At 51.4% G+C, this 21,712-nt stretch carries 21 protein-coding genes; 5 read left to right on the top strand and 16 right to left on the bottom strand.

Features of this window, described 5'->3' with window-relative positions; translation table 11 throughout:
- Window positions 1–117 precede the first annotated feature (117 nt).
- The 3 genes from AC55FS_RS05855 (at window position 118) to ntrC (ending at window position 3,336) form a co-directional block, all read left to right on the top strand.
- A complete protein-coding gene (locus tag AC55FS_RS05855; protein ID WP_496935133.1) occupies window positions 118–651 on the top strand; it encodes a DUF4124 domain-containing protein in 534 nt (177 codons plus the stop codon).
- A gap of 184 nt (window positions 652–835) precedes the next feature.
- Window positions 836–1,912, top strand: a complete 1,077-nt coding sequence (glnL, locus tag AC55FS_RS05850; protein WP_496935132.1) for a nitrogen regulation protein NR(II) — start codon at window positions 836–838, stop codon at window positions 1,910–1,912.
- A complete protein-coding gene (gene ntrC / locus AC55FS_RS05845; protein ID WP_496935131.1) occupies window positions 1,909–3,336 on the top strand; it encodes a nitrogen regulation protein NR(I) in 1,428 nt (475 codons plus the stop codon). The genes glnL and ntrC overlap by 4 nt, the downstream gene beginning before the upstream one ends.
- 93 nt (window positions 3,337–3,429) lie before the next feature.
- Here the strand turns inward: ntrC and AC55FS_RS05840 are convergent, their stop codons facing one another.
- Genes AC55FS_RS05840 through AC55FS_RS05765 form a run of 16 tightly spaced genes read right to left on the bottom strand, consistent with a single transcriptional unit; the run spans window position 3,430 to window position 19,847 of the window.
- Entirely contained in the window at window positions 3,430–7,266 is a 3,837-nt protein-coding gene (locus AC55FS_RS05840; protein ID WP_496935130.1) for a DUF6701 domain-containing protein, read from the bottom strand.
- Entirely contained in the window at window positions 7,263–7,670 is a 408-nt protein-coding gene (locus AC55FS_RS05835; RefSeq protein WP_496935129.1) for a hypothetical protein, read from the bottom strand. Before AC55FS_RS05835 ends, AC55FS_RS05840 begins: the two co-directional genes overlap by 4 nt.
- Entirely contained in the window at window positions 7,660–8,442 is a 783-nt protein-coding gene (locus tag AC55FS_RS05830; RefSeq protein ID WP_496935128.1) for a prepilin-type N-terminal cleavage/methylation domain-containing protein, read from the bottom strand. Before AC55FS_RS05830 ends, AC55FS_RS05835 begins: the two co-directional genes overlap by 11 nt.
- Window positions 8,442–8,945: a prepilin-type N-terminal cleavage/methylation domain-containing protein gene (locus tag AC55FS_RS05825; RefSeq protein WP_496935127.1), complete on the bottom strand. Its 504-nt coding sequence runs from the start codon at window positions 8,943–8,945 to the stop codon at window positions 8,442–8,444. The genes AC55FS_RS05830 and AC55FS_RS05825 overlap by 1 nt, the downstream gene beginning before the upstream one ends.
- A 12-nt stretch (window positions 8,946–8,957) precedes the next feature.
- Entirely contained in the window at window positions 8,958–9,389 is a 432-nt protein-coding gene (locus AC55FS_RS05820; RefSeq protein ID WP_496935126.1) for a hypothetical protein, read from the bottom strand.
- Between the two features lie 41 nt (window positions 9,390–9,430).
- The gene (locus tag AC55FS_RS05815) at window positions 9,431–9,868 is read right to left on the bottom strand and encodes a prepilin-type N-terminal cleavage/methylation domain-containing protein (protein WP_496935125.1); all 438 of its coding nucleotides are present in this window, start codon (window positions 9,866–9,868) and stop codon (window positions 9,431–9,433) included.
- Window positions 9,869–9,885: 17 nt separating this feature from the next.
- Entirely contained in the window at window positions 9,886–10,731 is an 846-nt protein-coding gene (locus AC55FS_RS05810) for a type II secretion system protein (protein ID WP_496935124.1), read from the bottom strand.
- Window positions 10,731–11,954 carry a type II secretion system F family protein gene (locus tag AC55FS_RS05805; RefSeq protein WP_496935123.1) on the bottom strand — a complete coding sequence of 408 codons (1,224 nt, stop codon included), beginning with the start codon at window positions 11,952–11,954 and terminating at the stop codon, window positions 10,731–10,733. Before AC55FS_RS05805 ends, AC55FS_RS05810 begins: the two co-directional genes overlap by 1 nt.
- Window positions 11,955–11,956: 2 nt before the next feature.
- Window positions 11,957–13,678 carry a GspE/PulE family protein gene (locus AC55FS_RS05800; protein ID WP_496935122.1) on the bottom strand — a complete coding sequence of 574 codons (1,722 nt, stop codon included), beginning with the start codon at window positions 13,676–13,678 and terminating at the stop codon, window positions 11,957–11,959.
- The gene (locus AC55FS_RS05795) at window positions 13,675–14,829 is read right to left on the bottom strand and encodes a hypothetical protein (protein WP_496935121.1); all 1,155 of its coding nucleotides are present in this window, start codon (window positions 14,827–14,829) and stop codon (window positions 13,675–13,677) included. The genes AC55FS_RS05800 and AC55FS_RS05795 overlap by 4 nt, the downstream gene beginning before the upstream one ends.
- Window positions 14,826–15,731 (bottom strand): ExeA family protein, encoded by a 906-nt coding sequence (locus AC55FS_RS05790; RefSeq protein WP_496935120.1) that lies wholly within the window; start codon window positions 15,729–15,731, stop codon window positions 14,826–14,828. Before AC55FS_RS05790 ends, AC55FS_RS05795 begins: the two co-directional genes overlap by 4 nt.
- Window positions 15,731–17,332: a pilus (MSHA type) biogenesis protein MshL gene (gene mshL, locus AC55FS_RS05785; protein ID WP_496935119.1), complete on the bottom strand. Its 1,602-nt coding sequence runs from the start codon at window positions 17,330–17,332 to the stop codon at window positions 15,731–15,733. Before mshL ends, AC55FS_RS05790 begins: the two co-directional genes overlap by 1 nt.
- Window positions 17,333–17,335: 3 nt before the next feature.
- Complete coding sequence (locus AC55FS_RS05780; RefSeq protein WP_496935118.1) at window positions 17,336–17,641, bottom strand: hypothetical protein; 306 nt, start codon at window positions 17,639–17,641, stop codon at window positions 17,336–17,338.
- Window positions 17,634–18,293 carry a hypothetical protein gene (locus AC55FS_RS05775; RefSeq protein ID WP_496935117.1) on the bottom strand — a complete coding sequence of 220 codons (660 nt, stop codon included), beginning with the start codon at window positions 18,291–18,293 and terminating at the stop codon, window positions 17,634–17,636. The genes AC55FS_RS05780 and AC55FS_RS05775 overlap by 8 nt, the downstream gene beginning before the upstream one ends.
- A complete protein-coding gene (locus AC55FS_RS05770) occupies window positions 18,290–18,916 on the bottom strand; it encodes a hypothetical protein (RefSeq protein ID WP_496935116.1) in 627 nt (208 codons plus the stop codon). Before AC55FS_RS05770 ends, AC55FS_RS05775 begins: the two co-directional genes overlap by 4 nt.
- On the bottom strand, window positions 18,906–19,847 hold the full coding sequence (locus tag AC55FS_RS05765) for a hypothetical protein (RefSeq protein ID WP_496935115.1): 942 nt from the start codon (window positions 19,845–19,847) through the stop codon (window positions 18,906–18,908). The genes AC55FS_RS05770 and AC55FS_RS05765 overlap by 11 nt, the downstream gene beginning before the upstream one ends.
- A 241-nt stretch (window positions 19,848–20,088) precedes the next feature.
- Between AC55FS_RS05765 and trmL the strand changes: the two genes are divergently transcribed.
- Window positions 20,089–20,574: a tRNA (uridine(34)/cytosine(34)/5-carboxymethylaminomethyluridine(34)-2'-O)-methyltransferase TrmL gene (gene trmL / locus AC55FS_RS05760; protein WP_496935114.1), complete on the top strand. Its 486-nt coding sequence runs from the start codon at window positions 20,089–20,091 to the stop codon at window positions 20,572–20,574.
- Window positions 20,575–20,578: 4 nt separating this feature from the next.
- On the top strand, window positions 20,579–21,712 hold the full coding sequence (locus AC55FS_RS05755; RefSeq protein ID WP_496935113.1) for a PQQ-dependent sugar dehydrogenase: 1,134 nt from the start codon (window positions 20,579–20,581) through the stop codon (window positions 21,710–21,712).

Here is a 21,712-nt window from a genome sequence, read left to right as displayed (position 1 = left end):
CGTCGCTCAACAGCAAAGAAGGTGATGAGTAGTTAATTGATGGCGATGTGTACCAGTTACTAGAGGCTGACCTAAGATATGTGACACACTGAAGGAATCAGTTTTAGGAGCATTTTCATGGCCATCAAGGCATGCTATCGGTTTTTGCTAATCGGACTTCTCACCTGCAGCTGGCAGCCCGTCAGCGCAGAGACCGAGGTGTTTGTGTCACGAGACAAAAACGGTAATCTCATTTTCAGTGATCGTCCCAGCAAAAACTCCGAAAAACACAAGGTAAAAGAATTACCGACCATGCCCGCTCTAGTGGTACCAGAGAAGTCTGCAGAAACGCCTAAGACCCCAAAAGAAGATATTTTCGAATACACCAGTCTGGCAGTGGTGACACCAACGGATGGCGCCGTCTTACCGCGCGGTTCTGCCGGAAATTTGACCATCAGTGGTGTCTTGAGCCCAGGGCTACAGCCCAAACACTCCGTGGTGCTGGTCAGCAAAGGCGACGTAAAGCAACGTGGCAGGCAGACATCTTTTACACTAAGCAATCTGCCTCGCGGCGAGCACACCTATCAGCTGCAAGTTCGGGATGCAAAAAACAAGGTGCTGATTTCCAGTCAGGAGATAACGGTACACGTACAGCGAACCTCTGCACGCTAACTTGCACCAATATAGACCCGAAGGGTTTCTGAATAGCACCACATTGGTGCAGAAAACATAATAAATAGGTGCTACTGTTCCGCTCTGTGGCATCAAGCAGGCCAACGAGCGCTACAATTGTGCATGACTCTTACTGAGCTGGCTTGGTTTTTGCTGATGCCCTTTAACAGAGGGAGAAACATTCATGCTAGCCAGTCCAGTCATCAGCCAGCGTTTGTTAGAACATTTAAACACCGGCGTGCTACTGCTGGATGCTGAGCTGACCGTTACTTATATGAATCCGGCGGCCGAGGCCCTACTGGAGATGAGCGGAAAGCGGGGGCTTGGCGTGCCCTTTTGGGAGCTGGCCGTCGAAGCTGACAAAGATCGTGAGGCCCTGGAAGAGGCCATTACCACGGGCCACAGCTACACCAAACGTGAAGCCACCATCATGTTGCACAATCAGCAGCAGATCACCCTCGATTACAGCGTCAGTCCGGTCTCTCATCCAGAGACGCGCCTGCCAACATTATTGATTGAACTGCAAGGCCGCGATCGCTTAATGCGCATCAGCCGCGAAGAGCAATTGATTGCCAAGCAAGAAACCACACGCTCACTGGTACGCGGCTTAGCCCATGAAATTAAAAATCCGTTGGGTGGTATTCGCGGAGCTGCCCAGTTATTAGAACGCGAGTTACCCTCAGAAAGCTTGCGTGAATACACCCAAATTATTATTGAAGAAGCCGACCGTTTGCGCGATTTGGTCGATCGTCTGTTAGGGCCAAGACAAATACCTAAACAAGAAGACGTCAACGTACACGAAGTGTTAGAGCGCGTGTGCCAGCTGATTGATGTTGAGTCCCATAACCGCATTCGACTGAAACGAGATTACGACCCCTCGATTCCGGAACTGTTAGCCGATAAAGATCAAATGATTCAGGCGTTGCTCAATATTTGTCGCAATGCCATGCAGGCCATGCTGGAAAACCATGTTGACCAGCCCACTTTGAGTTTGCGTACCCGAACCGTGCGCCAATTTACCATCGGCCATAATCGCCATCGGTTAGTGGCGCAGATTGATATACAAGACAATGGTCCTGGCATCCCTGAGCCACTGCAAGAAAACCTGTTTTACCCTATGGTCAGCGGCCGTGCCGATGGTACTGGATTAGGCTTATCCATTGCCCAATCCATCATCAATCAATGCAACGGCATTATCGAATTTGAAAGCCAGCCCCATAACACCACCTTCTCCATTTACCTACCGTTGGAAAATCTATGAGCACTGTCTGGATAATTGACGACGATAAATCTATCCGCTGGGTATTGGAAAAAGCCTTATCCCAGGCCAATCTAACTACCCGAGTGTTTGAGCAAGCCGAACCGGCTTTAAAACAGCTGCAACACGAACATCCAGACGCCATTATTTCTGATATACGAATGCCTGGTATGGATGGCCTTGAATTGCTGCGCCGGGCACACGAGGCGCATCCGGACTTACCGGTGATTATTATGACGGCACATTCAGACCTAGAAAGTGCCGTATCTTCCTACCGCCAGGGGGCTTTTGAGTATTTGCCAAAGCCCTTTGATGTAGACGATGCCGTTGAATTAATCCAACGTGCCATCGCCCACTTTGCCGAGCTCAATGCGCAGCAACCTCACACGATTGATGACGATGATAATCCTGAAATCATTGGTGAAGCCCCAGCCATGCAGGAGGTTTTCCGAGCCATCGGCAGACTGTCGCAGTCGAACATCACTGTATTAATTAACGGTGAATCGGGCACAGGTAAAGAACTGGTGGCCCATGCGCTGCATAAACACAGCCCACGCTCTGCCAATCCCTTTATTGCTCTCAATATGGCCGCGATCCCCAAGGACTTGATTGAATCCGAATTATTTGGCCACGAAAAAGGCTCGTTTACCGGCGCTGGCGGACAACGTCGTGGGCGATTTGAGCAAGCCGACGGCGGCACGCTGTTTTTAGATGAAATTGGCGATATGCCGGCAGAAACCCAAACCCGGCTGCTGCGTGTATTGGCTGATGGTGAGTTTTACCGAGTGGGCGGCACTACGCCGATCAAGGTCAATGTGCGCATTATTGCCGCGACCCATCAAAACCTTGAAGGTCTAGTAAAAGAAGGTCGTTTTCGTGAAGACTTGTTCCACCGGTTAAACGTGATTCGTGTGCATTTGCCACGTTTGGCCGATCGGCGGGAAGACATTCCACGTTTATTAAGCCATTTTCTCAAACGCGCCGCCGAAGAATTGGATACCGAGGTTAAAAACCTTAAGCCAGATACTGAAGAGTTTTTGTCGTCTCTCGATTGGCCTGGCAACGTGCGCCAGTTAGAAAATACCTGCCGCTGGATCACAGTCATGGCCTCTGGGCGCGATGTGATGGTTAGTGATTTACCGCCCGAGTTACTGGAGCAAAAAAGCACCACTCAAACTTCGGGCAACTGGGAGCAAGCACTGCGCTACTGGGCTGATCAACAATTGGCCCAAGGCACCACTCAGCTGCTGGATTCTGCCGTGCCGGCATTTGAGCGCATTATGATAGAAACCGCATTAAAACATACCGCAGGCCGTCGCCGCGATGCGGCTAATTTATTGGGCTGGGGGCGCAATACCCTGACGCGCAAAATTAAAGAGCTGGATATGGATCACTCTACCCACGAAGAGGAAGAACACGAGCAATAACCTACAGAATCTCAAAATAATTCTGCCCGGCCCTGCACGAGAGCAACGGCTTTTTTCTCATCCAGAGCGGGCATAGAATTATTCAGAGCTTTCCTACGGAGTTTCTCGCCAATAAATAATCCGATCGTGGCCACGATAAATGCCAACCGTGGCCGTACCGGTTGGGTCATCCAGGCTGCCATCACCGTTATAATCATCTTGCAGCCACAAAGGCGCATCGTAGGTCACCAACACATTGCCAGTATTGGGACTTGGCGCATTGAGTATCAATGCACTCGCATCTCGGCCAGTGTTTAAAACGCCTGCGGTATTTTGCAACGAGGTAAAAGCAGCCGGTATTAAAGAAGCATTACTGGATACGTAAGCCGTACAGCTATCATCGGTATTTTGCTCAAAGATCCCAGCAGCACTAAAAAATTCACTGCGCATTGGCATGGCCAAATTTTGGGTTTCTGGGCCATAGGTGTCTTCCAGCCATAAGCGGCCATAGCGCATTTCAAAATTGGCTTGCGGATTAAAGCTTAAATCCGATATTGGCCTTGTATGGCCGACACCATCTGAATCGTCAAAGTCAGCAATAGTTACCGTGAGATCTGGATTAAAGGGGGCTACTCTAGCTAACAGGATTTTTGTGTAGCTAATGGTGTCGGTATTTGAGAACACATTTTCGAACTGTCCGGATGGCACGGTTCCGGTAGCATTTAAAACACCAGCATTAAATGTCTCACTCACAGCCAGGGCATTGCCATCAGTGCCCAAGTTGGAATTATCAGTGCCGATAGATTGAGGTAAGAAATCGCTCACCGTCAACTTGTTAAAACCACTCAATGAATAATTCCGTGTGGTATCACCCTCAGCATTCACTGCAGTTAAGTCGATGCGGGGTTGCGTTAACCAGGACAGTGATTCGCCAATATAACTAAAACCTCCGCAGGTCGCTGCCAGCTCACCTGGCGTAACGGAAGTCACAAAGCGATGGGGTATTTGCCGGCCAAAAGGCAAACTGGTAACGCCAGGCTCAAAACTGCTGCCGGAAGACACATCGACACCTAGATAGCTGCCTCCATCAATTGCCGTGTCCAATTGGAAAACACCCACCTCGGAAATGCGCACATCATTTAATGTCAGGGCTCCACCCAAGCTATGACCATAGCTGGTAGGTGATAGTGTTCCAGGTACGCCGCCATCAGACACACTGGGGGCGATTACAGAATGATTAATCGTCATAAAGGAAGCAAAGTTATCGGTAACACTATTACCGCTGCAGTAGTCACTATCGCCATCATATGCTACAGGGGTAATCGTGACTGGGAAGTTTTCGCCTGCGATGCCAAATACCGGGCAACTACTATCCGCATCGATACAGCTGGTGCTGGTAGCTACACAAAAACCGGCTGGCACACTGACAAACTGATCACTACCATCCATTACTAATCCAGCATCGTCGCCGCTGCCGGTATAGCGCGCCGATAAACTCATCAAGCCAGCATCCTGATAATTCAGCGGAATTTGCGCCTCCCCTGAGCCATCAAAACTTAAGGTAATATCGGCGGCCGTCGCAAAACTTTTGCCTATATTGCTAAAGCCAGAGCCATCATCCAGTTGAACCGCTAAGGTGCCGCTATTCGGGTTCACATAACCCGACCACAGCGCCACGGTTTTATCGACGTTGGCAAAAGCTGGCACGCAAGCTTTGGTATCTGTGGCTGTTTCTACTGCAGCAATAGTCGCCGTCACCGGCAAATTGGCGGTCATATTCGGCACAGTGACCAGCAGGCCCGAATCTAAAAACGATAGCGAACAATCAGTACTTAATGCGCCGCCGTTAATACTGCATAAATTCTGAGTAAAGGCTTGGGTCGTTGGGTCTGAGCTAATGACTTCTAAATCTACCGTAGCGGCCGTCGTCACAGCCAAGCTCACCGTGGCCTCTCCACCTGTGATGGTAAAGGTATCGCCTCCTACCCAACCACTCGGGCCTAAGGTCACCTCCACCGGGTCGGTGAATAACGTACTGCAATCGGCGTTAGCACAGGCACGAATAAGGATGTTCTCTTTCGGAGTGCAGGTCAGGCCACTCCCTGAATAATAGAACTCAAAGTGATGCACTAAGGCTCCCACCGGCTCTAAATCAGCTGCACAAACCTCTAAATTGTCCAATTCATGCACGTTGCGTGAGCCACCGGTTGAGCCTGTAAACGACAGCAACAAATTTTGAGGTATTGCTGCTTGGCCCGGCTGGGTTTCAACATCCACCGGCCCAATAATATTATTAAAACCCGTGCCAGTATTGCGCTGTACCGTCACCCAAGTTTGGCCTGCATTGCGCGCATCAATAACAAAGCGATAGCGATGATTAGGGCCACCAACGTTGGCAGGTGCATTACGCTGATCGATGCCCGGGGTGAGTCCACCACTGTTATCAATAAAGCGATAGCCACTTTGGCCAGAGCCACTGCCACGCAAGGTCACGCTGTCAGGAACTGGGCCACTGCCGCCCTGACGGCCTTCGGTGGGATTGGCAAAGTTGCCGTATTCATCAATACCAATACCGACCCAGCCGCCGGCAAAACCGGCATTCGTTCCCAACAGCTGGGAGTACCCCAAAGAACCGCCAAAGCCGCCGGCTTGCGGGGTAATAGATGCATCGGAAAACACCACGGCAATACCGTCAGCCCCAGACCCACCCAAGGTGGACCAGGCGTAATGATCGTATTCGATGGTGACAATATTATTGTCAGCGGGAAATAATCGCTGCAGCGATGCCGCTGTAGATTGGTTATTTAAATCCTGAGTTAAACGCAAACGGCTGTTAACAATACGTGGCGCAAAACCTCCCGATACCGCCGAGGTAATCCAGTCAGCCCCCAATGCACCACGGTTAAAATCATCAAAAAAACACTCCAGCGCTTGACCGGCCACTAAACGCACATCGTCTATATGATAATAATCGAAGGAGCCTGTGTTGCCGTTGGTTTGGCGAAAGCGCAACTGAAAACTCGCCGCCAGCGCCGCCGCTGGCAAGTTTAACTGACGACTTTCACTGAATCCCTGTGGATTACCCCCCGGCAGTCGTGCCAGCTCAATCCAGCTGCCAAAACCAGTGCGATACTCTAATACCAGATCTTCATTGACTTCAGGGTTTTCGCTGGGTGTCCAAGCATCGTTGCCGCGGGCCCACCAAAAGTCTACGGTCACACTGGCATAGCTGCTTAAATCCAGAGTCTTTAGGGTCGATTCCGGACGCCCACCAAAGGTGCTCATGGAAGAACTACCACTGTTCGCCGTCGCTGTGGTAATCACGACACTGCCGGTACCACTGACGGTCCAATCGGAACCTAATAATGGGCGCTCAAATTCATCACAAAAAATTACCCCAGCTTCGGAGCAATACGCTGATGGAGGTGTTCCGGTTTCGGTAATAACGACATCGTCTACATGCCAATAATCAAAATCTTGACCACTGCCACCGCTAAAACGAAAGCGAATGGCGCCGCCTAAAAATAATGCGGCTGCAGGTAAGGTATAGGTTTCTGTAGCGGATTCACCGTCCGCTCCGCTCCCCGGAAACTGGTCTAACTGCACCCAGGTGTTGCCGGCGGTTAGATATTCAACAAATAAGTCTTCATTGGTTTCTGGACGATTATTAAAGGTATTAGAGCCGCGTCGCCACCAAAAGCTCAGCTCAGCTTCGGGCACGTTTAAATCTAACGCTAATGTGCGCACACTCACCGCTTGCCAGCGTAAAAACATGCTGCGAGTACCGGAGCTGGAGGTATCTGTGTTGATACCTGCAGCAAAAGCATCGGTGGTGCTCCAGTTGGGCGATAAGCTGCCACTTTCAAAGTTGTCACTGAAAATAATATCGCCTGGCGCAGCCACTACAGACAGAGATAAACAACACAGTAATTGAAATATCAGCCCCTTCATTGTGCCCGCACCTCTATGATCCGCCGCGCCTGATCGGCACCGCTGCCACAACGACCGGTTGAGCGCAGAGTAAACACGGTCTGCACGCCATCGGTGACTGAGCTGCAATCAACGCTGGCCTGACAACTGCGCAAACCATTAACGTTATAGTTTTGGCTGTAAAAAGGTGATGTGGCACAAGCACGACCGGCACTGCCATCAGGGGGAAATAAAAGATTCATCGCCACTTGAGCGCCCGACTCGGCGGCATAAAAAGCGCGTTGAGAATTCACCTGTACCGATACCGTGGCACTGGAGCTTGATTGCAACTGAGATAAAGCCGCAATAATTAGCGCCAAAGCAGTAATGACAAAAATCGCCAGCGGTAAGGCTATCCCTTTCTGTAGCTGCAGTTTAAGGTACATTGCGAAATTGCACCTCCTGCACCACATCCAGAGTTTCCTGATTGGCGCCATCTTGCAACTGGTATTCAAAGGTCGCTACGCCATTGCGTAGCAGCGTCGGAGGGGTCACGCGAAAGGTCAAAGAGTTATTGCTTAATCCGGCACCCATCACTAGCCGCCCGGCAGCCTCAGTGGCGGGTAAAGCCGCTACCACAGTGCCGCTATTCGACAGGGTGCCATAATTTTTGAAGTGATATAAAAAATCACCTTGCTGACAAAACGCCTCGGGGGTATCCACCAAGAAAAAACGCCGACTGGGTGAATCCACAGGAAAAGTATGACTCGCCGCTAAATTAACCGTCACGCTATTGCCAGCGGGTAAAGTAGCGACCCCAGCCGTTAATGGCCCTGGGTTTGCTAATGCATATAAATTGCCACCCGGAAGCGGATACACCGCAACGCGCCCACTTTGCGCACTACCATAGGACAACGCTGTAAAAGAGTTGCTCGCCGCGCCCACGGTTAAATTGGTATAGCGGCTGGCGGCGACGATGGGCATCCATTCAATACATCTGCCGCCTGAAAATACCCGCACACTGCCCGGCAAGGCATCCCGCAAAGCGCGACTAATTTGATGATTAATTAATGCCGCATTGGCTGCCAGTCGCTGACGAGCACCACTGTCGACCAGGGTTTGCACCGACTGCTGAATAATGGTCACGCTGATGGCCGCCACTATACCTAAAATCATCAGCACAATCACAAACTCAACCAGCGTAAAACCACGGCGCATTAGAAATTCCCCCGATACACGCTGAAGGGGCTTTGCTGACCATTTGGCGCCGTGACGGTAACGGTAATACGTTTGGCGCTGCCATTGCTGCCAACGGAGTTATCGCATACCACAGTTACAGCCACGGCAAACCGGTTGTAGTTAGTGTCGGCAGGTAAATCAATTAACGAAGGCGGTGACTCATTTAAGCCGTGAAAATCATCGACATCGTCAAACTGGCCACGACTTTCACCGTCGTCGGTAATACGACAAGCACCGTTATAGGGGGGAACGCCGGTAGGATCACTGGCTTCATCAAAACGGCGAGCAAGAATTTCATCTAAATACAGCTGTGCCAGCTCTAACGAGCGACTTTGCACCATAGCATCGGCACTGCGACCGGCGAGTAAGGAAAAACTGGAAACACCAGCCAATAAGGCGATGCTGATGACGACAATGGCAATGACTAGCTCCACCAGAGTCACACCCTGATGGCTAAAACTACTGGCCTTTAAGCTGCTCATTTAAGCCACCGCTTAAGGCTGACAATTGCCGGAATATGCATAACCAGAAGAGGCCAAGCACAATCCATGACTGGACCCTGAGTTAAATACCAGTTGCTCACGCGACGGTACACTGCCTTGGGCAGAAAAGTTCTGTACCCAGCTAGCACCATTGCCCAGGTTAGCGCCATTAACGGATAAACTGGCCTGATCACGATCATACTGCTGCCGTTGCACCTCTTGCTCTTGAGCTGTGCCCGGTGCTAATACCGTCACCAGCTGCCAGTCAGTTGCTGTTTGACTGAGCGTCAGCCTGACCGGTAAGCCATTGGATAGCGCCGTCAGCTGTGCCTGCTGCACTACAGCCAACAGCTGATCACGCACCGCCAGCGCCGATAGCGCTGACGGATTTAAAAACAAGGCACTGGCAGAGAGGGTTAATAGGCCGATTAAAATAATCGTCATTACCAGCTCTACCAAGGTAAAGCCTTGTGAATTCACTGCTATTAGCAACCAGTAGTCGTAACTGCCACCACGGGAGCGCCACCATTAGCGGCGGTATAAGTTGCAACACAGTTCGCTTGTAGCGTGTAGGTGATGGTATCACCGGCCGCAGCACCACCACCGCTTGCAGTGTAATCACCGGCAGCGACTTGAGAAGCCAAGGTAATACCCGCGGCATCAGCAGTAGGGTAACCTCCCACCATGGTGATCGCTTGGCCTTCTAATGTCACATTGGCATTCGCTGCTAGGTTACCAGCCAGCTGTGCCGCATGGGCAATATTGGCAGCTGAGCGCAACGCACCGGCTAAGCCCTGAATGCTGGCACGGCGGGCATCACCACCCAGATCCGCAAAGCGTGGCAACGCAAAGGCAGCCAGAACACCGAGAATCACAATCACCATGATCAGTTCGATCAAAGTAAAACCTGCTTGCTTTTTCATATAGTCCGACTCCTATGTTATCGGAATTGCCATGATATGCGCCCAGTATGGACGCTGTAATGTAAAAAACTTTGCTTCCCTGATTGCTGCAGCCAAGCTTCTCCTACCTTGGCTAACTCTACCGAGCCGGCTGCTATCGGCTGAGTGGCGCCGGACTTTACGCTGGGCAGTGGTAAGTTATCTACGGCCAATAAATACAAACAGCCTTGCTGATCGGCCAACACATGTTGCACCCGAACCACAGAACTCACCCCTAAATCCACCAACCAGCCTTCCATCACCGGCGCATCGGCAAGTAGGCCCTGCCATACATGAAGACAGCTCTGCGGGCTCAGGCCGGGCTCTCTGTTTGCCGACGTGGCCAGCTGATCAGGCCAGGTCGAGTTCACGCCTGTGTGCTCTAACAATTGCCAATCTATTGGCCAACCCGCCGGCGACATACGTACCGCGTCTAGTTTTGACGCTTTTGGCCAGTTATCTAAAGCCTGCTGTTGTGATTTGGCAACAGCAACTGTCGTATTAGGTCTAATCCTACCAGCCCCCGTATCTACCGCGCTATACAGATCGACCAGCGGTAATATCAGCCAGCTTGGGCGGTCAGCTTGGGCCCACCAGCTAGCACGCAGCGTCAAAATTACGGCGCGAAAACGACTGGCCATAGCCAGTACTTGCAAGCGCTGTGCCTCTTCCAATAAAACCAGGGTACGGGGGACAAATATGGCCAGTATTAACGCCAACACAATCAGCCCTATCATTAGCTTTAACTGGCTATATCCACGACGTAGACGCCCTAAATAACGGCTCATACCAGCATAACGGCCTGAATGATGGCCATATTGATCACCATCAAACAGCCGTGGCATTAGCCCCGCCCCATAGCAGCGCCAGCTAAGTCCCAAATTGGCAAGAACACCCCAAGGGCCAATACCAAGACCATGGCGCCCAAAAATATTAATAAAATCGGTTCTATGGCATCGGCCAAACGCTTCAGTTCGTAGTCGACTTCCTGCTCATAAAAGTCAGCGACTTCGTTTAGTAACCTCTCGATGGCACCGGTTTCTTCACCCACCGCCAGCATTTGCAACACCAATGGAGTAAACATACCAGTGGTGGCGGCCGTGCTGGTTAAACGTTCACCGCGTTCTATTCCGCTTCGCATATTGCGAATGGCAACGGCAATATAGCGATTACCAACACTGTCGGCGACCACCGACATGCACTGCAAAATCGGCACACCCGCGCCCATCATCATGGCAAACGAACGAGAAAAACGTCCCAAGGCAATACGCTCAAAAATACTGCCCACCAAGGGAATGCGCAGACGGACTTTATCCCACCAAATACCGCCATCATCGCTACGCACATAGATACGCAACCCAACAATAGTGACAAAAAGACCGACCAACATATGTGGCCAGTAGTTGAGGAAAAAGCTCGACGTTGCCATTAGGATGCGAGTGGCAAATGGCAAATCGGCACCAAACTTTGCAAACACGTTGGCAAAGGCAGGTATCACAAACAAGTTAATCACCACCATGGCAATAGAAATGGCACTGATCACCATAATCGGATAACGCAATGCCGATTTCATTCGTTTGCGCGTTTCTCGTTCTAATTCTAAGTGATCAATCAGCCGCAATAACGCATCGTCCAGCTGACCGGTATTTTCTCCGACTTGAATCAGGTTGACGTAAATGGGGGAAAATATCTGTGGATGGCGGCGAAATGCTGTCGACAGCTCGGTGCCTGATACCAGTGATTGACTGATATCACGCAGCGTTTGCTGCAAAAATGGGTTATGAGAAGACTCTGCCAGGCCATTTAATGCACGAATAATAGGGATACCGGCTTTGGTTAACGCATACAGCTGACGCGTGAACAAAATCAGTTCATCAATGCTCAAGTTGCCCTGCCACCAGCGCGATTGGCCTGGCTCAGATTTTTCTACCACGCGTTGTTCAGTCAGTGCCGTGATGACAATGCCACGATCGCTCAGCGTATTGAGCGCCACACTCTCGCTCGGCGCCTGAAGCTGACCTTCAACTTTATTACCGCTGGCATCACGCCCCTGATACTGAAAATCCATAGTCAGTCATCCAAGGTTGCTGAAACACGGAAGACCTCATCTAATGAAGTCACACCCTGGCGAGCGTAATCTAATGCACATAACGCCAGAGAACGAAAATGTGGTGCCCGACTGGCGGCCTCGGCAAAGCCATGACTGTCTTGTTTACGCAACGCGGCGATTAACTCTGGTGACATTTCCAACAGTTCGTAAATACCGATCCGCCCTTGGTAACCGGTATTGTGGCAATGATGGCAGCCACGCCCTTCAATATAAGTATGTTCTGGCGCACTGCTATCTAACGCCATTAACCAGGTCTTTTCTTGCTCACTCAATTGGTGTGGTTGCTGACAATTAGGGCATAAACGTTTGACCAAACGCTGAGCCAGTACAGCACGCAGCGATGACGCCACTAAATAGTGATCCAGGCCCATATCCAGCAAACGATCAGCAGCCGAGATAGCATCATTGGTGTGCAGAGTCGATAACACCATATGGCCAGTCATGGAAGCACGTAGGCCAATTTCTGCTGTTTCTTGGTCACGCATCTCGCCCACCAGCACAATGTCTGGGTCTTGGCGCAACGCCGAGCGCAATACCGTCGCAAAATCCAACCCAACACGGCTGTTAATTTGCACCTGGTTAATACGTGGTAAACGGTACTCGATCGGATCTTCTGCGGTAATAATTTTCTTTTGCGGCTGATTTAGCCGTGTCAGTGCCGCATAAAGTGTGGTGGTTTTACCACTACCGGTTGGCCCCGTCACCAAAATTAAACCATGGGGCCGGGTAATTAATTGCTCAAAGTGACGACGAATAACGTCTGGCATGCCCAGGGCTGACATTTCCAAAATACCGGCACTTTGATCCAACAGCCGCATAACCACGGACTCGCCAAACTGCACTGGCATGGTCGATAAACGCACATCAATATTGCGATTTTTCACTCGAATATTAAAGCGTCCATCTTGCGGCAAACGTTTTTCCGAAATATCCAAGCCCGACATAATTTTCAGCCTGGATACCAGTGCCGAGGCCACGCGTTTTTCCTTCATGACCTGCTCTTGCAGCTCACCATCGACCCGTAAGCGAATTCGTAACAGGCTTTCTTCCGGTTCAATATGAACGTCAGACGCTTTAATCTGCACGGCATCTTCAAACAGGCTTTGCAATAGCCGCACCACAGGTGCGTCACTGGTGTCTGGACCTACACCCAGCTCATTGATATCAAAATCGCTGCTGCTCAGTTCACCTTCTAATTCACCGGCAATGCTGGCCATTTGCTCCTGGCGCCGATAAGTCATATCCAGCACCGACAGCAACTCACGCTCACGCACAAAGGCGGGATAGATAGTGCGCTTTAAAATACGCTGCAGATCATCGATAACCATCAAATCGGTGGGATCGGACATACCCACCAATAAACCATCCTGCTCCTCTGCCAACACCAAGCAGCGATAACGTCGGGCCTGGGATTCTGGCAGTAGATGAATTAAATCGTTGCTTAATCGAAAGCGTGCCAAATCCACAAATGGATAAGAAAAGTAGTCCGCTAGGGTCTGCAACAACTGCTCTTCGCTAACGTAACCTAAATCCGACAGCGCCCGGCCCAATTTTTTGCCGGTACGTTTTTGCTCAGATAACGCCGTTTTTAATTGTTCTTCACTAATCAGCTGCTTTTCCAGCAGCAAATCCCCGACCCGTACACGCTTTCTTGGGTTGGCTGGTTGAATATCCTGGCTCATGGTGACGTCAGCTCCTTAGCCTGCTGTTGCAGCCAGCGCCTTTGCTGCTGACTCAGGCCACTATACTGCTGCAGCTGCAGTAGCAACTGGCGGGCAGCCTGGGGTTGATTGGTTTGTCGGTATAAGTACAGCAGCGCCATGGGCCAGCTTGGCTGCTGTGGCTGGCGCTGCATTAACTGCCGATAAACAGGCAATGCCAGCTGATACTCACCGCTCATATGCAGGCCGGGTGCCGCCACAGACAACCAGGATACGGCGTTAATATGTCGGTATTGCAAGTACAGCGCTTTTACGTCTGACCACAGCTGCTGCTCGACCAAAGTGCGCAGATAGGCACTGCGATAACGAACCAACTGCGCCGCCGAATCGTCGGCTTGTAGCAAGGGTTGTAACTGCTGCTGGGCGTCGCTCCACTGCTGTTGCTGCATTAAATCCAACGCTTGGCGAAAACGCTGCTGATAAATATTGTTTGTCGGGGTGACTGCTACGGATGCCACCGCCTCCGGGCGGCTAGCAGTGTTATTTGAGCGGGTTTCATTGAGCGCGAGATTTTGCTGATGGGCGCTGTGGTTATTAACCATTAAATCTGCGGTGATGGGTGCTGGCTGTTCTAAATCTTCACTGTTCGCCACCTCATCAAAGGCCACGTGAGGTTGCTCGCCAGCTCCAGCATTAGCATCAGGCATGACCCTAATCACCTCGGGTCTGGCCTGGACATCATTCACAACCACAGGCTGTTCAATACTCAAAGCTTGAACCGTCTCAGTTGAGTTCGTTCTAGCCGGCTTATCTGCAGGAACATGCTCAGGGTTTTGCGGTTGAAGCGATAAATCTGAACCAGCCTGACCTGATGTACTCTCAACTGTTGCCTTAACGCTACTCACCGGCGCCGCGTCAGCGACGCTAACATCATTCACCTTGTCTGCGACAATAACGGCTGCTGCAGGCGCGGGGGATTTATCCGCCTGCAAAGGCAACTGCTGCAACGCCAATATCATCAGCAATGCCACCACCAACACAGTTAAAGCGATCACCCATGGCAACATAGGCTGTGCTGCGCGGGTCGATGGCGCGGTCAATCCCGCAGGCAACGGCGCAGCTTGCGCGTCACGCTGATCAATATCACGCAATACCTGATGCACCAGACTCATAACACCACCGCACAAGCCAACAGCACTAACAGCGCCCACCAAATAGGAGCGGGCGCGACACGTTTAGCCGATTCCGTATCCGCCGCCGCTAATGCAATATGGTGGCGCTCAATCAGATCAGCGCCCTGGCCATAGCCTGCTAATAGAGATTTGGCCGCCAGTACGTTGACTAGCCGTGGAATACCGCCACTGACTTGCCATAAATACTCCAATGCATCGCGAGCAAAGAGTTGCATGCCACGATAACCGGCTTGAGACATACGCTGGGCGATGTAATCTGCCAGCATGTCGGTTGAAGCCAGCGCGCTTAAACGGGCACTGGTGGTAATGCGCTGCAGTAATTGGCGCAGCTGTGGCTTTTGCAACACTTGATCCAGTTCGGGCTGACCAAACAGCACGATTTGCAGCAGTTTTTGCTGCTCGGTTTCTAAATTGGACACCAAGCGTAATGCTTCCAAAGTAGCCAGCGGCATGCTTTGCGCTTCATCCACTAATAGCACCACAGATTTGCGTTGCTGAGCCCAGTTTAATAAGCACTGCTGTACCGCCTGTTGTAACGCAGGCAAGGACATGTCTTGTGCCTCTAGCGCCAATTCTGCAGCCAGTGCATGCCATAAACCGTCGGCCGTTAACTGCGGATTAGGCAGATATAAAGTAATGCAGCCCTGCTGATGCAAATCGTTTAACAAGCGCCTGCATAATAAGGTTTTACCCGTTCCCACTTCGCCGGTAACTTTGACAAAACCCTCACCGGAGGCCAGTGCGTACAGTACCAATTCATAAGCCTGACGCTGTGACGGCAGGTCAACATAAAAATCGGTATTGGGCGTCAGCGTAAAAGGCGCCTGCTGTAAGCCAAAATGTTGCTGACACGATTGATTCAGCTGAACTAAGGCCGTCATCATTCCTCCGGCAGCATCATGCCCGAATAGCGACGATTAAAATATTCCACTTGCTCAGGTCGCATAGCACCGCCGACAATGCGCGGCTGCAATAAAATAACGAGCTCACTTTGACGCATTTCGGTGCGGTTTTGGCGAAACAGCCAGCCCAACACCGGAATATCACCGAGCAGCGGCACGCTGGCCACGGTTTCTATTTTTCGGTTTTGCATCAGACCACCAATAATCACCACCTGGCCAGACTGGGCACGAATAATAGAGTCTGTTTCCCGCACTGTGCTGTAAGCCAGCGGCAGCTTGTATTCATCCTGGCGCAGTTCAACAATTTTGGTGCGCTGCTCAACCTCGGTAATGGTTGGATGCACATGAAGAATAATGTCTTCTTGCTCACCGATTTGCGGCGTCACATCCAATGCCACCCCAGAAAAGAACGGAGTTAATTCAATTTCTGGAGTTTCTGTATTGCCGGTGGTGGTGGTGGTGGTTGAGTTGGTAATGCCGGTAACAAAATATTCGTCACTGCCCACTTTAATCACGGCTTTTTGATTGTTGACCGTCGCAATGCGAGGACTGGACAAAACGTTGACATCTCCCTGGGTTTCTAACAGCTGCAAGGTTCCAGAAAAATCACCAACATCCAGGTTTAAAGAAAAAATACCTTCGATAAAATCTGGATTGCTAAGGGCGGCGGAACTGAGCGAGCCAGCCCAAGAATCACTATTGCCCTGCGAGGCAATGGTCGACCAATTAATGCCCGATTGAAAACCGTCGTCGAGGGTGACTTCCACCACCTTGGCTTCGATCAGCACCTGTTTACGTACACTTAATTCGGCTTTTTCCAGGTACTGTTGAATGTGCGTTAAGGTCGCTGGCATGGCATTGACGACCACCATGCCGGCATGGGCATCGACCACGACCCGGGCGTTGTCTTCCTGCGCCACCAGAAGCTCAAGGGTGGTGCGTAAATTGTTCCAGAAGCTACTGCCACTGACGGTTTCCACCTCGGTGCTGTTAACCGTGCTAGTGCGCGTTTCAGTGGTGGTGGAGTCGTCATCCTCGGTGGTATCAATTGAGGTCACTTGGCCGCTGCTGACGTTCATACCCGAACGCCCCATACGCTGCACGTTCAAATAATTAATGGGAAAAATTCGGGTTTGCGGCCGCGGTGGCAAAATACGAATGCCATAATCACTGCGCACAAAATCGTAGCCATAAACATCACGTACCGCAGCCAAAGCCTGCTCCAGCGTGACATTGCTTAGGTTAAGTGTGATTTCACCATCCACTTGCGGATGTACGATCAGGTTTTCGCCACTGCCATCAATCAAGCTGTTAAAAAATGCACGTGCCGGAACCGAAGTCGCGACCACATCAAAGCGAGCACTGTCTTCTTCAAGAGACTGTAATGGCGGCAATAACTGCTGCAGCGGCAGAGGCTCAGTCGCCTCCTTTGAGGCAGGCTCAGGCACCGACAGTAGCGGTGGTCGTACTGGCTCAGATTCCGATTGAGGTTCCAGCGGCTGCATGGCACAGCCGGTTAGCAAGGTGCCTAACAACACGCTGGTCAAAGAATAAGTAGAGTTCATCACCGTTGCTGTCATGCGTTACTGCACCTTCATTTTGGTGGTGGCGAGCAGTTCCAGTCGCTGTGACTGCCCAGCCTGTTGAAGTATCACGTGGGTACGCCCGATATGCGCCAAGGTCGCTCCCGCGACCCGATCGCCTAGACGCAGCACTTGCTCATTAATAACGGCTTTGGGATTATCGTCACGCCAGATAATTTGCTGCAGTACCAACGCATCAGTAGAACTGGGCGCACCAGAATACGCCTGCCATGAGGGCGGCCGAGTAGGATCCAGCGCCAAGGCTGGCATGACCAGCAGTCCTAACAAACACCACAATCTAGCCACCGAGCACCTCCTCTTGGGAGCTTAGGGTATACACCTTCAGTGTTACCTGACCTTTAGGGTAGTCACTCACCTTATAATCCAGCATTTGCCAGTACAGGCGCCATGGCGATTGATCTAAGCGCTCTAAGTAGGCTAGCAAGCCTGGGTAAGTCGCCGTCAGAGTGAGCTGTAAACCATGGCGATAGAGGTGCACATCTTCATACTGTTGACCTAAATCCACACGCTCACGAGTGCTATTGCTTAGCGCCAATAGCTGCAACCTCGGGTCGGCCTCAAGCAAATCACGCAACACCGACAGCATTTGTTGCGGACTTACCAGAGCGTCGGTCAGTTGCTCAATGCGCTGACGCATTTGTGCCAGTGACTGCTGTTGCTGTTCGATATCTAGCCGGAGCGCATCATTGGGGTCGATGCGTGGTCGCTCTTTTAATTCCTGCAATTGTTGCTGCAGTTGCTCAGCTTCACTTTGCAGCAACTGTTGATCGGCACTTAGGCGCTGATAATCACGCCACGATGGTTCGATAAATAACCACAATAAAAAAATAATCAGCAGGGTATGCAGCGTCACTTGCAGCAAACGTTTTTCGCGCAAGGACAGCGCCAGATAAGCCTGGATCAGACGATCGACCTTTGGATGCTGCCACCAGGTCATCCGTTATCTCCTTCTACATCTATTGCGTCACTGGCCAGTTCAAACTGCAACCAGGGCTGCTGCTCGACCTCTTCAATCTGAATATGGCGAAATGCTTTACCGCGATAGCCTGGTTGCTTCAGTAATGCCGCAACGTAAGCCGACAGCTGCTGCGGTTGCTGCAAATAACCGCTTAATGCTAACGATTCACCGCCTTCGGCAATACGCACCGTTTGCAGCCACACTCCCTGATTGGCCACTGCTCCTAAGCCATGCAATAAGCGGGTAAAACTCTGACTTTCTTCCAACTCACCCCGACTGAGGTAATTAAGCACCGCCTGAGCGGCGATGGCTTGTTGCTGCAATTGCTGCTGTTGATTTAATAAATCCTTGTCTTCAGTCAACGGCGGCAAACTGTCTTCTAGCTGCTGCAGCTGCTCGGATAACTGCAACCTTTGTTGCTGCCAGTGCTCTAGCTGCTGCTGTTGTGAACTCGCTAGCCACCACATCAAAATCGCCAGCAGCAGCGACACCGCAGCGCTAACGGCAAGGCTAACCAACAAGCGTTGTACTGGCCGTGGCAAGGTCGGTGGATGAAACTCTGCCACATAAAAGTTGATCCGTTGCTTGACCTCAGGCGTCATGCTGCAAGCACCCTCCCAAAGCCGTGAGCAAAGATGCCGACAATGCGCTGTTGTCGGCCAGCTGGTTGTATTGACTGTCAAGGGACAGCTGTCGCACTGGAATATTTACCGCGGCCTCTAACAAGGGCAAGGTTTCTTCCAACGCGCCCTGGTCTGGCCTCAATACCCAGATTTGCCCGATACTGCCCATGCCAATCTGACTTTCGTAAAAATCCATCGAGCGCTGCAGCTCCAACGACAAACGATCGAGCTGACTGTCGGTTTCTAACGCAAACTCTCCAGGTGCCGTCACCTGTTGCAAATCAGCGTAACCAATCGCCAGTGGCCGCACTAAATACAAGGCACCGTCGTAATAAACGTACAAAGCACCGTCGTGGGCATCGAGACGCAGTAGCGCCACACTTTGCTCAGGCAGCTGGCCAGCCACTAGCTGTAGCAAGGTAAATTCCGGAATCGATATGGCCTGCAGCTCAAGTTCATGATGCAAGCACCAATCAACCATATTACGCACATAATCACGACGCACGGCACTGACAAACGCCATATCCAATCGGCCACGATAAGCATCGGCCGGTAGCCTTGTGGCTTGGATCACCATGTCTTCAACCGGCGTGGCAAGCATATCCTTGATGCGAAAACGCATGGCATCACTGAGTTCTTCATCGGGAACCTGTGCGGATTCCAGCAAATGCAACTCGTAGTCTTGATGATCAAGGCTGATGTAGGTATCACAGCCCTGCCAGCCGTGCTGTCGCAGCCAGGCTGCTAATCCATCAAGGCCTACCTCGCCGGCTTCCGGCCGGTAGCAATGGGTCACGGCTTCACCATCAAAGCGCACGCAATGGGCCTGCCCCTGATGCAGTTCAATGCCAAGACAGCCCGTTGTTGCTGATCGTTTACCCGACCAGGGCCAGAGTTTTTTCCAAGTCACTCAGTACCTGCTGCGTTCAAAATCGCCTTACGGCTTGTCAAGAGTGCTATCGAGACACCCTCAGTGTTATAACCATTCAGTCTGTCAGTTTAGACCAGACAACTCACGCCATATGGTCTTATATCTAGAACATGACTATTGTGTCAGGCACACAGATCAAGACTAAGCCTTACAATGTGTTTTTTTGTGTAACCTCTTCACCGACTTTTGCTAACAAACCGTTTCCTGAGTATTCAACACCATGTTCAACATCGTCTTGTTTGAGCCCGAAATCCCGCCTAATACCGGCAACATTATTCGCCTATGCGCTAACACCGGCTGTAGCTTACATCTGATTGAGCCGTTGGGCTTTTCCCTGGAAGAAAAAGCGCTGCGCCGCGCAGGACTGGATTACCACGAATGGGCTCAGGTAAAGGTGCACAGCAACTGGCAAACATTTATTGAACAGCAACAGCCGCAACGCATTTATGCGCTAACCACCAAAGGCCAGCGCTGCCATGCTGAGGTGCAATTTAACCCCGGGGACTATTTGGTTTTTGGCCCAGAAACACGCGGCTTGCCATTGGATATTCGCCAACAGCTGCCCGCTGAGCAATGGCTGCGACTGCCCATGCTGGGCAATAGCCGCAGTATGAATCTGTCCAATTGTGTGGCGGTTATGGTCTATGAGGCTTGGCGTCAAAACGGGTTCGATGGTGCCAGTTTTACCCCTAATCCAGAGAGTTAAGCTGATGCGTGCTACCTGCTTGATGTTGTGCTGCGTTGCACTGTCGCTGCAGGCAGCGCCCCAGCCCATCGCCTCGGGTTTTGGCGTCGTTTGGTCACTGTTACCATTGGATGATCACAACGTGTTAGTCGCCGAACGAGCGGGAAAGTTAACTCTGCTGAATATCAGCTCAGGCCGGCGCCAGGCTATTGCCGGACTGCCGGAAATACATGCACAGGGCCAAGGTGGACTGATGGATCTAGCGCTGCTAACGACCGCAGCCAAGCCAAATACCACTGCCAAGCTGTGGTTGTATTTCACCTTCAGTCAGCCGCATCCCCAGGGAGCAGCCACCGCCCTAGCCCGTGCTCGTCTTGATCTCACAGGGTTAACGCTGATCAATCTGCAGCGGTTATTAATCAGCGACTCCGTTAGCGATAGCAATCGGCATTTTGGCAGTCGCATTGCACTGACCGATCAACATGTGTTTTTTTCCATCGGTGATCGTGGTGAGCGCGCCAATGGCCAACGCCTCGACACTCATGCCGGTAAGATTCTCAGGCTGAATCTGGATGGCAGCATTCCGCCAGACAACCCGTTTGTTGCCAACCCAAAGGCTCTGGACGAGATCTGGAGTTATGGCCACCGTAATCCGCAAGGGCTGGTTTATGACAGCCAACAACAGACGTTATGGTCGATAGAGCATGGGCCACGTGGCGGCGATGAATTAAATCGCATAGAAAAAGCCGGCAACTATGGCTGGGCTCGGGTGTCGTTTGGGAAAGAGTATTGGAATCCTAGCTATGTCGGTGAGTACCGCCAGCACCCCGATATGCTTGACCCTGTGTACAGTTTTACCCCATCTATCGCGCCAGGGTCTCTGTTGCTGTGGCACAGCTCCAACGAACGCACCCTGTTATTGTCCGGTGCATTAAAATTGCGCCATCTAAACCAACTCACTGTCGAGCACGAATCGTCATCGGTTACCGAGCAGCGCTGGTTGGAAACACTCGAGCTGAGAATTCGTGCCCTCGCCAAACACCCGAGTGGTGATTTGCTGTTCGCCAGTGATGAAGGCATTCTTTATCGCTGGCAGCTGCCGTCAAACAAACTGCCGTTAACAAGCCATAACGGCGATTCAGAACATTCCTTGCGCTAA

Source organism: Bacterioplanes sp. CLAM21 (assembly GCF_059641015.1).
Note: the sequence above shows the minus strand (reverse complement) of the source record. Positions and strands in the feature narration are given on the sequence as shown.

Bases quoted from the DNA above. Each gene is read 5' to 3' on its own strand.
- AC55FS_RS05855 (WP_496935133.1), top strand. From the start codon at position 118: ATGGCCATCAAGGCATGCTATCGGTTTTTGCTAATCGGACTTCTCACC.
- glnL (WP_496935132.1), top strand. From the start codon at position 836: ATGCTAGCCAGTCCAGTCATCAGCCAGCGTTTGTTAGAACATTTAAAC.
- ntrC (WP_496935131.1), top strand. From the start codon at position 1,909: ATGAGCACTGTCTGGATAATTGACGACGATAAATCTATCCGCTGGGTA.
- AC55FS_RS05840 (WP_496935130.1), bottom strand. From the start codon at position 7,266: ATGAAGGGGCTGATATTTCAATTACTGTGTTGTTTATCTCTGTCTGTA.
- AC55FS_RS05835 (WP_496935129.1), bottom strand. From the start codon at position 7,670: ATGTACCTTAAACTGCAGCTACAGAAAGGGATAGCCTTACCGCTGGCG.
- AC55FS_RS05830 (WP_496935128.1), bottom strand. From the start codon at position 8,442: ATGCGCCGTGGTTTTACGCTGGTTGAGTTTGTGATTGTGCTGATGATT.
- AC55FS_RS05825 (WP_496935127.1), bottom strand. From the start codon at position 8,945: ATGAGCAGCTTAAAGGCCAGTAGTTTTAGCCATCAGGGTGTGACTCTG.
- AC55FS_RS05820 (WP_496935126.1), bottom strand. From the start codon at position 9,389: ATGACGATTATTTTAATCGGCCTATTAACCCTCTCTGCCAGTGCCTTG.
- AC55FS_RS05815 (WP_496935125.1), bottom strand. From the start codon at position 9,868: ATGAAAAAGCAAGCAGGTTTTACTTTGATCGAACTGATCATGGTGATT.
- AC55FS_RS05810 (WP_496935124.1), bottom strand. From the start codon at position 10,731: ATGCCACGGCTGTTTGATGGTGATCAATATGGCCATCATTCAGGCCGT.
- AC55FS_RS05805 (WP_496935123.1), bottom strand. From the start codon at position 11,954: ATGGATTTTCAGTATCAGGGGCGTGATGCCAGCGGTAATAAAGTTGAA.
- AC55FS_RS05800 (WP_496935122.1), bottom strand. From the start codon at position 13,678: ATGAGCCAGGATATTCAACCAGCCAACCCAAGAAAGCGTGTACGGGTC.
- AC55FS_RS05795 (WP_496935121.1), bottom strand. From the start codon at position 14,829: ATGAGTCTGGTGCATCAGGTATTGCGTGATATTGATCAGCGTGACGCG.
- AC55FS_RS05790 (WP_496935120.1), bottom strand. From the start codon at position 15,731: ATGACGGCCTTAGTTCAGCTGAATCAATCGTGTCAGCAACATTTTGGC.
- mshL (WP_496935119.1), bottom strand. From the start codon at position 17,332: ATGACAGCAACGGTGATGAACTCTACTTATTCTTTGACCAGCGTGTTG.
- AC55FS_RS05775 (WP_496935117.1), bottom strand. From the start codon at position 18,293: ATGACCTGGTGGCAGCATCCAAAGGTCGATCGTCTGATCCAGGCTTAT.
- AC55FS_RS05770 (WP_496935116.1), bottom strand. From the start codon at position 18,916: ATGACGCCTGAGGTCAAGCAACGGATCAACTTTTATGTGGCAGAGTTT.
- trmL (WP_496935114.1), top strand. From the start codon at position 20,089: ATGTTCAACATCGTCTTGTTTGAGCCCGAAATCCCGCCTAATACCGGC.
- AC55FS_RS05755 (WP_496935113.1), top strand. From the start codon at position 20,579: ATGCGTGCTACCTGCTTGATGTTGTGCTGCGTTGCACTGTCGCTGCAG.